Origin of the sequence: Chitinophaga sp. (assembly GCF_039596135.1) — a bacterium.
In the GTDB taxonomy this organism is placed as follows: domain Bacteria; phylum Bacteroidota; class Bacteroidia; order Chitinophagales; family Chitinophagaceae; genus Chitinophaga.
Genome location: NZ_JBCNKH010000121.1, coordinates 1 through 13250, shown reverse-complemented (window position 1 = coordinate 13250; position 13250 = coordinate 1). Strand labels below are relative to the sequence as shown.

General features: G+C 44.4%; 8 protein-coding genes. 2 read left to right on the top strand and 6 right to left on the bottom strand.

Features of this window, described 5'->3' with window-relative positions; translation table 11 throughout:
* Nucleotides 1-96: 96 nt before the first annotated feature.
* Both ABDW16_RS30765 and ABDW16_RS30760 read left to right on the top strand, forming a co-directional pair.
* Complete coding sequence (locus ABDW16_RS30765; protein ID WP_343675262.1) at nucleotides 97-1269, top strand: hypothetical protein; 1173 nt, start codon at nucleotides 97-99, stop codon at nucleotides 1267-1269.
* Between the two features lie 129 nt (nucleotides 1270-1398).
* Nucleotides 1399-3507 carry a hypothetical protein gene (locus ABDW16_RS30760; RefSeq protein WP_343675260.1) on the top strand — a complete coding sequence of 703 codons (2109 nt, stop codon included), beginning with the start codon at nucleotides 1399-1401 and terminating at the stop codon, nucleotides 3505-3507.
* 215 nt (nucleotides 3508-3722) lie between these two features.
* On the opposite strand, the gene ABDW16_RS30755 is transcribed toward ABDW16_RS30760, so the two are convergent.
* From ABDW16_RS30755 to ABDW16_RS30730, 6 genes are all read right to left on the bottom strand, one after another.
* A complete protein-coding gene (locus ABDW16_RS30755; protein ID WP_343675258.1) occupies nucleotides 3723-4733 on the bottom strand; it encodes an AAA family ATPase in 1011 nt (336 codons plus the stop codon).
* On the bottom strand, nucleotides 4726-5355 hold the full coding sequence (gene pnuC, locus ABDW16_RS30750; protein ID WP_343675256.1) for a nicotinamide riboside transporter PnuC: 630 nt from the start codon (nucleotides 5353-5355) through the stop codon (nucleotides 4726-4728). Before pnuC ends, ABDW16_RS30755 begins: the two co-directional genes overlap by 8 nt.
* Nucleotides 5355-7331 carry a TonB-dependent receptor gene (locus ABDW16_RS30745; protein WP_343675254.1) on the bottom strand — a complete coding sequence of 659 codons (1977 nt, stop codon included), beginning with the start codon at nucleotides 7329-7331 and terminating at the stop codon, nucleotides 5355-5357. Before ABDW16_RS30745 ends, pnuC begins: the two co-directional genes overlap by 1 nt.
* Nucleotides 7332-7500: 169 nt before the next feature.
* Complete coding sequence (locus tag ABDW16_RS30740) at nucleotides 7501-8778, bottom strand: histidine-type phosphatase (RefSeq protein WP_343675253.1); 1278 nt, start codon at nucleotides 8776-8778, stop codon at nucleotides 7501-7503.
* 5 nt (nucleotides 8779-8783) lie between these two features.
* Entirely contained in the window at nucleotides 8784-10145 is a 1362-nt protein-coding gene (locus ABDW16_RS30735) for a hypothetical protein (RefSeq protein WP_343675252.1), read from the bottom strand.
* Between the two features lie 21 nt (nucleotides 10146-10166).
* Nucleotides 10167-12935, bottom strand: coding sequence for a TonB-dependent receptor (locus ABDW16_RS30730; RefSeq protein WP_343675251.1), 2769 nt, complete (start codon nucleotides 12933-12935; stop codon nucleotides 10167-10169).
* Between the last annotated feature and the right edge of the window lie 315 nt (nucleotides 12936-13250).

The window sequence follows — 13250 nt, the reverse complement described above, 5'->3', positions numbered from 1 at the left end:
GGTTATTCCCGGTCACCGGCCGTTTCCTGTATGTTATTTTTCTATTTTGTCTTCAAATCCAAATCCCCCGCTGTCTCCTGCACATAATACCTGAAATTGAACCAGGGCACCTTTACAAAATACCTGGGTACTGCCAGCGTACGGGTACATGATATCAGCAATATTTCTGATGATGGTCTTTATTACAATGTAGACCTCCCAATTAACCTGAAAGGACATATTAAAAGCTGCGTAACCCCCAATATCATCCGGGTACGCGCGGTATTGTCATGGTCTTCCCTCCCTTCTACTACCAATCCGGATGCACTGAACACCTGGGGTAACAGATTGGATGCAGTGGTACAAATACGTCCAAGCCAGGCAGCACATGTAGAAGCTGAACTGACACTGGTGGGTAGTGTAGACCGCGATGCGATCGATCCGGTTAGCTTCCTGGTAAATGCAGCAACCGTTTCACCAAACAGAAACAATAACCGTCCTTATGGCGGCTGGGTAGGCTTCAATGGCATCATCAACCGCAATGGTTTCAATGGTGTGATTAAATACAGGATCGAGTACAAGAAATATGGTGCACCTGATGCTACTTATGCATCTGTATCTACCTCAGAGACCTTTGCAATGATCAATTTCAATCCTGATCCGAACCTTGAATACCCCGAAACGCAAAACCCTGCTGACGGCTGGTTTACTTACAGCGCGAATCCGGAAAATGGTATCTACAATGAATATAATTACCTCGCAGGCTGGAGCACCGGCGGACTGGCAGACGGTAACTATACCATCCGGTTCCTGCATACGGATGCATTGAATAACATTGTGGTTGCGGACCTCTTCTCGGTGGTGATCTGTAATCAGCCAATGACCATCAGTCCTACGGCGAATACCACGTTGGATTTCAGCAAATCTATTGACCTGGTCATCACTGGTGGCGATTGCCATTGCTATGACAAGACTGATGCAAACCACATCATCAATGGTTCGCTGCGTGCTACGCATCCTTACTTTGCAAACTGGAATTTCAACCTGCAGCCGTCTTCGCATACGAATGGCGCAGCGCCTGTGCCACTGAGTCACTATTACCATAGTGTAGGTGATACCGGGGATGCTAATCTGCCATGGTCACTGGATGTGAAGCTGATGGATACCTGTGGTTATGCATTGAGCATAGCAGCGCAGACAAGGGTGATATTGAATAGTAATACACAGTTCCCATGGTATGGAGTGAAGGCTGTGGGATTCTCTGTATCGCAAAAGTGTCCTAATACATAATAGTTGCTTTTATTTTTAACAACGCCTTTCTTTTACCGTTGGTAAAAGAAAGGCGTTGTTGTTATTATTTCTTATTATTTTGTCCGGGTATAATTTTATTAGGGGTCTCAACTTTCATTATCAGGAACAATGAATACAAAGAACAGCGTCCTGGCTGCTTTGCTATTATTGGCAATGCCGGCTTTGGGGCAAAAAGAAAAAACCTCTTTCCAGATTGCAGAGAAATGGCGCCCGGAATATGATGTGCGGGCGGATGTTGCTATTATGTATGGAATGGATAGCACCTTTCATGAACGGGCACAGTCGTGGAAAGAGAAGGGGTATACCATCCAGTTTATGACGGGTATTGCATGGGGGGAATACCAGGATTATTTTAAAGGGAACTTTGACGGCAGCACACATTTTGAGGAAGGACAGAAAGATGTGAGTGGCAATATTATCTGGCATGGTCCGGAAGTGCCTTACATCGTGCCGACAGAGAGTTACATCAAATACATACAATCGCATGTAAAGAAAGCCATTGATGAGGGAGTGACGGCTATCTATCTTGAAGAGCCAGAGTTCTGGGCGTTTGGAGGGTATGAGGAGCCGTTTAAAAAAGCATGGCAGGATTACTATGGGTTTGCATGGATGCCACAGGATTCTACAGCGGAGGCGACTTATTTGTCTTCCAAGTTGAAGTATCAGTTATTTTTTAATGCGCTGAAAGAGGTGTTTCTCTATGTGAAAGATTATAGTAAGGGGAAGGTCCGTTGCTTTGTGCCCACACACTCTTTGTTGAATTATGCGTCATGGCATATAGTGAGTCCGGAGGCCAGTCTGGCACAACTGCCAGGGATGGATGGATATATTGCACAGGTGTGGACGGGGACTTCGAGAGTACCTAATTATTTCAATGGTGTGCGAAAAGAGCGGGTATTTGAGAATGCGTACCTGGAATATAATACCTTGTATAGCATGATCGCACCTACGAAGAAGCAGGTATATTTTCTGACTGATCCCATTGAGGATGGGGTGCGTTCGTGGGATGATTATAAGGTGAATTACCAGGCGACATTTACGGCGAAATTGTTGTATCCGAGAGTGGATCAATATGAAGTGATGCCGTGGCCGAACAGGATATATCTGGGAAAATTCAAGATGGAAGGATCTGATGAAGCGCAACCTATTTCGCCGGCGTATGCTACGCAAATGCAGGTGATGGTGAATTCACTGAATGACATGCCACTGTCAGACAATGAGGTTTCAGGAACACAGGGGATTGGAGTTTTGTTGGGGAATAGTATTATGTTCCAGCGTTTTCCTACGCATAAGGGATATGAGGATCCACAGTTATCTAACTGGTATGGAATGGTGTTACCATTGTTGAAACGCGGTATTCCTGTGCAGACGATACATATGGAGAATTTAGGTTTTGCGGATGCATTGAAAGATATCAGGGTGCTGATAATGAGCTATGCGGACATGAAGCCTTTTGCAGCGAGTGTGCATGAGCAGCTGGCTGCGTGGGTTCGCCGGGGAGGAGTGTTGGTGTATGAGGGCAGGGATGATGATCCGTTCCAGGAGGTACAGGAATGGTGGAATACGAAGGGGAATCATTACAAGGCGGCTTCGGAAGATTTGTTTAAGCAGTTGGGGATAGTTGACGTGGTTGATGGTAAAACTTATACAGTAGGCCGCGGTACCGTATATGTAGTAAGAAAAGACCCTAAGGAACAGGTGATGGAGGCGGGTCAGGATAAGGCTTTTGTGGATTTAATTCAGGCAGCTTATGTGCGTGGTGGTGGAAAGTATTGGAAAATGAAGAATAGTTTCTATTTAGAGAGAGGGCCATTTACGATTGCGGCAGTGATGGATGAGAATGCTGATACAACAGCTTTAACTATTAAGGGGCCGGTGATTGACCTGTTTGATCCGTCATTGCCGGTGCTAACATCCAAAGTGATAAAGCCCGGGGAACAGGCTTATTTGTATGCTTTGAAAAGAAGGCCTTTTCCGGGAAAGCCTGCGGTGTTGTGTGCAGCGGCAAGAGTGACTGGGGTTAAGAGTCAGGGGAGGTCGTTTTCTTTTACTGCTACAGGACCGTTATTGACGAATAATGTAATGCGGGTATCACTACCTGCGCAACCCGTGAAAGTGACAGGGGGGATTGAATGGCTCTGGGATAAGGGCTCGAAAACTTTATTGCTGAAGTTTCCGAATAGTCCGGATGGTGTGAAAGTGGATATAACTTATTAACGAAAGAAAAAATCCCCGATTGGGGATTTTTTCTTTAAATTATGTCTATCAAAATATCCATTATTTTATGAAAAAGAACCATTCAAAAAAACTCCAATTGGGCAAGCTCAAAATCTCCAGCTTAGCCACTGACAATCAAGCTAAAGGAAACAACAACGTAAAAGACGCTGCCAGCAATTCCAGTTGCGGTCACATCTGTCCCACAGTATGTTCTATTAACTGTGTGTGACGCTTGAAAAGTTTGCGCCTTGTGAACGAAAGTTTACAAGGCGATTTATTAACCCTACAGCCTGCTCAAATCGTTCTTCCCAGTCGCCACTGATCACCTCGCATTGAATATTATGTTTTTCAAGTACCTGCCTGTGTGATACATCCAGTTCATTTCGTGCTGCTTCATCTAACCGTGTACCATCCTGAACGAAGGGGACATCGTTGTTTAAATAGAGGTAGAGATCTGCTTTGTTTATAGCGAATATATTATCGTCTATTTGTATTGTTTGCCCGAAAACGTATTCTCCATATGAAATCGTGATGTGAATATCTGTATCTATAATCAGTAAGGGCGCATTGGCGGCCAGTATGTTGTTAGCATGTGCAGTCGCAATAGCGTACAGATCATCTATGCTGAAATCGTTGGAGTCTGCCACAATATCCCTTCCTGCTTCCATCACTGCCGCAGCATTGAAATGGGCAGCGAGCCTGCCGGTGAGGGTTGTTTTGCCAGTGGATTCCGTGCCCAGGATCACGACTTTTTTCACCATTGTTGCCTTTACACTGTCAGGCAGGTAGGACCATGCCTGCCATAGATTATTCCTCACCATAGTAGCAGATACGGGGAATTGCTTTCGTTCCGGATCAAAAGGAATATGCGTAATACCCATGAAGCCTGCTACCAGTTCACCATAAGGTTCTGAGGTAACTAAGATGCTGTAATCAGGGAGTAATTCTTTGAATGCTACAGCCCATACTTCGGATACACTTGCAGAAGTGACAGATGTACTGGGCAGTATGTTTTCATCATAATGATAAGTCAGGATCTCTACGCGTTGCTCATCACGAAATGTTTCATCCAACCATGACTTTCTCAATACGCCAGGCATGGTCTCCTGATCACTTACACAAATCAATACAGTGAGAAAATCACACTTTGTGAGGGCAAAGCGGATCATTGCCTCATGACCTTTGTGAAAAGGCATAAACTTTCCAAATACAAACGCTTTACGCATACCTCATTTTTTTTTGCCATTGCCACAATCCCCAGGAAGCGAGTCCTAAAAATATCACGTACTCTATTGATAAAAAATTAATCCCTTTAATCAGGTAGAGTCCTACACTGATTACATCTACAACTATCCAGAAGATCCAGTTTTCCAGTTGTTTTTTTGCAAGTAATACGGTCGCTAAGATACTGGCTACTGTCACAAAGGAATCTACATATGGATAGGCGGCAGGTATGGCGAAATATAAAGGGAGCCATACATGTAGTTGCCTGATGACCGTACCTAAAATAATCGTGCCAATGACCTGGATGATGATGTACCATTTTATTCCATTAGCGGTGAGCTTTGTGATAGGTACATCTGCTTTATTGCTTTTCCAGTGATACCATCCGAAAATAGTAACCACAAAGAAGAATACCTGCAGGAACATATCGGCATACAATTGTACCTGGTAAAATAAAATAGCCAATGCCACCTCGTTAACAATGCCTGTAGGCCATGTGAGCACATTGCCCCGGGATGCATAGTATACAGAGATCAGACCAAACAGGGTACCCAACAGTTCTATATAACTGAGTGGATAACCCATTATGGTAAATGCAATATGGTTTATATCCAGGTAATTCATCAAAAGCTATATTTAAAAGCAGCATACACATTGGTAGGTGCCTGTACAAATAATTTCCGGGTACCGTCTGCTTCTACATAACCATTGTTGTAGTACTTAGCACCGGTAATGTTGTTGACAAAGAAGCTGAGTGTACAGCCACCAATTGTATATTCCGCCCTTGCATTTACTAAAACGTACCCCTTGATGGTATTGGTATTTGCAAAGTCCAGATAAGAACGGTCCTGGTAGCGGCCGGATACTGCCAGTCCTAATTTTTTATGTTGCCAGGCTACTTCCTGGTTGATGATAAACCGGGGAGTCAAAATAGGGCTGAATGTAGTGGTTTTTTCCTTGATACGGCTATGATTGAAGGAGCTGTTGTTGCTAAACCTGACAGCATGACACTGATAAGCAGCATTCAGTTCTATACCGGTTCTGTAGCTGCTCTTTACATTGTCCGTCAATAATAAACCATTCGGACCAATCTTTCCATTCAATACAATTTCATTGCTGAAGTTCATGTAGTAACCATTCAACTGGAAGTTGAAATGTTGTTGATTGATTCTGATACCCAACTCCTGGTCAACGACAGACTCGGCCTGTTGATTGAAAGTACTGTTAGCAGGCAGGTCATCATTACCGGCAAATAAATCATTTCTTGTTGGTTCACGGCCCGTGCGCCCAATGCTGTAATACAGGCTGGTGTGGTTATTCACAGCAAAGTTCACACCTGCTTTGGGATTGAGGAACTGCCAGTGCATTTCGCTAAATGGCACACTGCCTTTGTAATCGAAGGTGGTTACCCTGTATTGCAAATCAGCATAGAGCGTGAAGCGATCCAGGTAGTATTCTATTTTGCTGAAGGCACTTAATTCATTCTTGTATCCTTTGTTTCGATACAGTTCCCCATCTACATTGTCAGTACCTAAGTGACGGCGATTGTAGAGATTACCGTGGATACCGGTGGTCCATTTATAATGATCGTGCGATAAAGTATAGTTACCGAATAAGCCTACGAAGTGCGATTGGAAGTTGTAATCAAATAAATATCCTTCTGATGGAAGCCCCATATAGTTATTCACATCAAAGCCATAGCCTCCTTTCAGGTAAGTGTAGTACACGCTGGAGCTGATGGTTGAATGGGCAGTAGGCTGCCAGATGTTTTGTAACTGCACTAAGCCCTGGAAGAAGTGATCTTTTTCATCGGGGAGGTTACCATTCGTTCTTCTGTCTTTTGCGATGAGAGTATCGGCAACTCCCAGCCAGGCCATATCATTCTTTTGATGACCGGCCATGACATTGAGTTTCCAGGTACTCTTATCATAGAATAATCCACCGCTTACAAAGATGGATTGTGAGTTATTGGCAGAATGATATTTATAACCATCGGTGTATACTTGCGAAGCGCGTACATAGAGTGCCTGGTGATTCTTTACACCCGTCTGGTATTCGCCAAAGAGACGGTAGCTGTTGTAAGAACCGTAGCCGCCACCGATGGTTACTCTTGCAGTGTCGCGCAGGTCAGGTGAGAAGAGCTGTACACTACCGGCATAGCTGGCGGCACCATTTTTGGAGGTGCCTACACCCCGCTGGATCTGAATATTGCTGATAGAATTGAGGATGTCAGGATAATTGGAGAAATAAGCGCCCTGGTCTTCCGGCTCGTTCAGTGGCATGCCATCGAGGGTGGTATTGATACGGGTTTGGTCCATACCGCGCATTCTGTAATAAGAGTAGCCCTGGTAAGAGCCGGCATCTGAATACACGGTGATGGAGGGCGTTTCGGAGAGTAAGAATGAAGGTTCCTGACCGGTGTTTTTCTGGTCAATGACTTTCATATCCAGGTTTTGGTAGGTAACAGGCGTAACGGTGTTGGCCTTGTAGATGACTACCTCACTTAATTTCTTTTGGGTCGTAATTGTATCCTTATCCTGGGCGTTGGCAAACGAAGTCCATAACAATACTGATACAGTGGCAGATAGATGTCGTTTCATATATTATATTGTCCTCTAAATTGTTATTATTGGGTTATCACATGACTAGGTCACAGGGATATATTAATGTAATTATTACACAAATATAGGAATTGGAATTTAAAAACAAAAAAAAATGCTTCTGCCTACGGCAGAAGCATTTTTTTTGAACGGGGCCACACGCTAACGCTTATCTTACATTTAATAAGTATTTGTGCATATCATCACCCGGCTTCACTCCTATTTTCTTTAATTTATTCAGATAATAGGCTTTTACATCTTCCCATTTGTAGTAAGGGTAATTAGCGGTTTTTACAGGCAGGGCAACTTCCCTTTCATTCAGCAGCACTTTAATGAGGAACTGTTTACCATTACTGTAAATGATCCACTGAATGTTCGCGCTCAAAGGAATGATATTCTCTGCTTTCCAGTTTTTATCAAAGTTATAAATACTGTTTGATGGTACACTTGCTTCAGGAATACCCATTAAGGTAGCTAATGGAGAAATCGCTTCTGCATGAGAGAACCTTAATACCGCATCTTTACGTAGTTTTCCTTTGATGAGCGCATCAGTAGATGTCACCAGATCCAGTAACAAAGGCGCTGCGATTCTTGATTGTATTCCCAATGTATCTAATCCTGCACCCTTTTCAAGAAAATCGGCTGCGCTGTTTACTTTATCTAACCATTGCAGATCTTCATTTGTAAAAGCTTTTCCGAAATCAAAATGCACATTTGCCTGCTGCATTTCCATTACTAAGGAAAACTGGATACTGTAGAGATCATACAACCATTCAGCCAATGCGGTTTGCTCTTTTTCAGACGGGGCTGTTGTAAATAACCGTTGGCTGATTTGTGCAACAATTGCTTTCGTACGCGGATCATGCTGCAATGAATCTATTCTTTCAGCAATTACCTTTCCATTTTTAAATGCATCATACGCAGGGGAAAGATCATAAAAACGCAGTACATTCTCATTTGTGTCCTGCACCATTTTAAATTCCTTCTTCCCTTTGTAAGCTGCAAATGCTTTCAGAAAACCATCCGCACTCTGTCTTGTTCTTTTCTTATGCGTGACTTCTATAGTTATACCGCGACCTTTAAAAGCTGTTGCCTCTCTTTTTAGTAACCGCTCTCCAATTGCATGTTGCTCCACATCGCCCAGCAAACTGATATTCTCGTAGTTATCCTTTTCTATCTCCAGGAACTGTGCAGCCATCGCCCTGATACTATCGCCCAGCGACGTTAGCTGCGACCTGTTCAATAATGCCAGCAACTTTACATCACTTCCTGCTTTTGTCATAAACCTGGCACCATGTCTGCCTGTATAATTTACATACGCAGCAGTATATCCTTTGGGTACCGGCGTATAATCTGCCTGCTTAAACGGATATGGTGTTTTTGTTCCTGTATAACTCTGCCCTACAGCAGTCACACTCAATAATAAAAAGAATACGATCTTGTACATGCTCATTATTTAGAAGCTAAACTAGTAGTATAGTGCTGGTTGCCGGTTCCATCAGACTGATAAGCACCCATATCCACACCCGGTTGAAGAATGGTAGCACCATACGTACCGCCTGTCGTTACTTTTGCCTGTGCCTGGAAGCTATCCGCATCCCCCTTTCTCAGACCAGGAGAACCCGGGAGCAATGACCAGTTGTAAGACTGGGCTGTAATGATAGTCAACGGCATCACTGAGATATCCAATGGCGGTGTCACTGTGGAAAAATCAAACTGGTCTACATCGTATGAACCAAAAAGTGGGTTTTTATCTTTTACTGATGCACTTGCCACATCTGCAGTAGCAGCTCTGGCCACACCATCCGTTGCATGGAACTGGTTGATCATATACTGTGCATTGGCATAATAATACTGGTTGTTATACGCAATGTGTGTAGTGTCCGCATCTGACGTAATTCTCAGACCAAAGCGGCAGTTTACTATAATGTTATTATAGATCTTACCCTGCGCACCTTTTTCAAAGTTGATAGAACCACCACGGCCTGACTTCACCTGGCGCATACCTCCATTCAGAATGGTATTGTTATAAAGATACACATTCGTTTGTACAGTCGCACCACCGCTGTTAGAAACCTTGAAGCCATTGGTAGCAGCACCGATAGAAACATTGTATGCCACATCGCCTACTGTACCGGCTTTCAGGTTCAGAGATTCACCACCAGCTTTACCACAGGCTTCAAATGTATTACGCATAAAGCTGATATTACCATGCAGGATACGGATACCATCATCCTTACTGCCATAGAACCAGGAATCTTCTACAATCACCTGACCATCGATATTCGTATAGCTAAGGAAGTTACGGGGATCGCCGGAGGCAAACACTGCCGGATCGGCTGCATCACCCGCAGGCCCTCCTGCAAATTCCATGTGTGTCCACTTAATAATTACATCACCGCTACTCTCACCACACTGAATACCACCCCAGAAACCAGCACCGATATTAGATGTAGTACGCAGGCTATCCGATACGGTGATGAAGTTATTGTTGTCTTCTGTGCCCAGGCTGATGAATGTACCATTACAAGTGATTTGCGGACTGGTAGCGGTGGTTTTACCATCGCCCAGTGCAATCAGTTTAGTCCCTTCCTGCATCAGCAGCGTATCGCCGGCATTGATGGTGATATCGGCACTGAAATAATAGGTACGACCTGACTGCAGGGTTCCTTTTACGGAACCAGTCAATGTATCGGAAGTAATGGTTTGACCTACAGAGATTGCCGCTGTAGACACCTTTACAGATTCTTCTTTATGACAGGCACTGAAAGCAACTCCCAGCAAGCCAAACAGCAATATATTTTTTGTTTGCATTGTCGTCTTATTTTGTTGGTCTTATAATTTGAATTTTACGCCCAGCAGGTAGTTTGCACCATAAGTATCTTTACGAACGAATGTATTCTTGCCCAGTGTCTGGTACGGCACGCTGCCTGTAATTCCACTTGCAGTATACGGCTGCCTGATCTCCAGTTCATAAGGTGTATTCAGGATGTTGTTCACCTTAGCATACACAGCGAAACGCTTGCAGAATCTCTTTTCGATAGAAAAGTCCATCTGTGTAAAACCTTTCTGCCAGATATCGTTGTCCAGGAACTGAGATACGGTGTTGATTCTTCTGCTGGTATAACCGAGTGCCAGCTGTGCGTTCAGACCCAGTTTGTTGTCGTCTTTGAACAACAGGGAAACGTTTGCCACATGTGCAGACTGCCCTTGCAGTGGCCTGGTCTGATCCACTTGTTTCTGGGAAGTACCGGTGGAAGTGCTATAATATAATGTTTTGGCAGTAGTGATAGCAGAGTGCGTGTAAGTATAGTTTGCTCTTACGCCAAACTTACGCAGGTATTTGGTAATATCCAGTTCAAAACCGTAGTTGCTGGCTTTACCGAAGTTGTCTGGCATGTAGTAGACATTAGTACCAACGTTTTCCAGTGCATATTCAATTGGATTGTTCAGTCTCTTATAGAATATACCTGCCAGTAACTGATCCAGTCCTTTTGGATAGTATTCATAGCGAAGGTCAAAGTTGTCAGCAGTGGTTCTTTTCAGGTTTGAGTTACCTTTTTCCTGGTAGTCAGCATCCGGGTCGCCACCTGTGTGGGGAATTACTTCGTAGAAGTTAGGACGGCTGATGGCAGAGTAATAAGATAAGCGAACTGCCTGGTGCTGGTCGATGGTGTATTTCAGCAAGCCGCTTGGCAATACGTCGTAGTAGTTGATAGACCCGGTTTTGCCAGATACAGTTTTAGGTATGGCACTGTTCCAGGTCAGGTCAGTATGCTCGTAACGTGCACCACCAGTCAGTTCTATTTTGCGCCAGGTAATCTTTGCCATTGCATAACCGGCACCTACGTTTTCAGTAGCGTCGTAGTTGAGTGCATTGGTAGAAGTACCTTCGCCATTGAATACGGTGAAGTTGTTATTATTGATATTGCCGTCGTAAGTCTGGGTACTTGGATCGGTAGGACGCAGGGTGTATTCATCGTAGGTGCTGGTCCGGGTTTTGTTGCGATACATGCCACCTACAGACCAGTCAACCTTTGCAGCTGCGATATTAGTTTTGTATGTAAAGTTCAGGTAACCGGCTTTGTCCTGATCCGAGTTGCGGGTGAACTCACGGGTAGAAGTACCATCCAGGTAAAGCGGAGCTTGTACCAGTGCACCGGTAGTCGCATCCTTGCTTACACCGGTGGTGAGGTTCAGGGTAGCTTCGTCAGGTCTGTTGTCAGAAGCCTTGCTGAATACAGCAGACCAATCCATGTGCAGGCGTGGTGCGATCTCGTGGTTACCACTCAGGGTAGTGTTGAAAATCTGCTGCACATCGTGATAAGTTCTGTAACTGTTGCCGATACGACCTGTTCCCTCGCCGGTACGGCCCAGGATCAGGTTGGTGTCAGATTTGCTTCTGAATTCATTCTTAGCCAGGTTCATGTAGGCTACATACAATTTGACCTGGTTCTTATCATTCAGTCTCAGATCAAATTTGGTATGCAGACCACTACGTTGCTGCTGGATAGAGTAATTTCTTGATTCGATGCTGGTCACTTTTGCATCGCCGTTGTTCATATCTGTTTCAGTATCGAAGAAGACAGAATTTACATTACGGTAGTTATTCTGATAGCTACCTGCTACGATAATACCCAGTTTATCTTTCCATACCCGGCCACCTGCAGACAGGTTGAAAAGGGTATTGATGGGGTTATGTTTGGTGTTGTAAGTGAAGGCGCTGTTAGGGAAATCGTTCATAGTGGCCTGATAACCGGCAGCATTGGTAGCTCTTGGAGAGCGATCCAGGCTTGCGCTGTGGTCGAAGGTAGTAAAGTCCTGGTGTGCGAATTTGTCTGCATATCCAACAGCGGCATTTGCACGGATTGTGAGTTGATCGGGGGCATCTTTCATCACCATGTTGATAGCTCCACCAATCGCATCGCCTTCCCTGTCAGGAGTGAGGGATTTGATTACTTCCAGTCTGTCCAGGAGGTCAGCAGGGAAGATATCCAGTGGTACGTAACGGTTTTTATTGTCAGGGCTTGGGATTTTGATACCATTTACGAGGGTGTAAATGTAACGTTTGTCCATACCTCTGATGATTGGATACTGGCCTTCGCCATTGGTGCTTCTTTCCAGGGAAACGCCGGAGATACGCTGAGAAACGTTTGCAACGGAGAGGTCTGGAGAGATTTCGATGGTTCTGGCAGCTACGGAATTCATCACTACATTCGCTCTCCTGTCAGCCTGAATAGCGGAGGCAGCAGTCGTTTTATCGTGTTTGCCGGCGATGTCTACGGCATGGAGTGCGCGTTCTTCTTTTTCCAGGGATACTTTCAGTGGTGCGCCGGCTGAAATGGTACCGGAAAAATGTTTATATCCTACATATTTTACGTGTACAGGGTAAGTACCTTCAGGAAGGTTTTTAAAAATGAAGGAGCCATTGAGGCCGGAAATTACAGATTGTTGTTTGCCGCCGGCTTCGATGGTGACGGTGGCACCTGATAGAGGGTCGCCGGAAAGTTGATCAATGACCTGACCGGTCAGGTTGATCTTTTGAGAAAAGGCTGAAAGTGTCCCAACAATCAGCATGATGAAAAGAAAGAATTGTCGCTTCATTGTAGCAGTTTTAAAAGCTGCTGCAAGTTGAAGAAAGGTGAGTTTGAAACCGAAAAACAGGCGTGAACAAAATGTAACAGCGTGAACAGGAGCGTATACAAGAGGGCAACAAGGTGATTTAAGTTGTTGGGAATCAAGTGTTATGTTGTACATTAACAAATTGTTACCGTAACAGGGGGAGGAACAGGTGTAGTTGCATTTGCCTACGGCAAAAGATGTTTTTATCTTTTTTGGTGAGGGGGGATGGATGAATGCGGAGAGGCAAAAGATGTTTTTATCTTTTTTGGTGAGGGGGGATGGATGAATGCGGAGAGG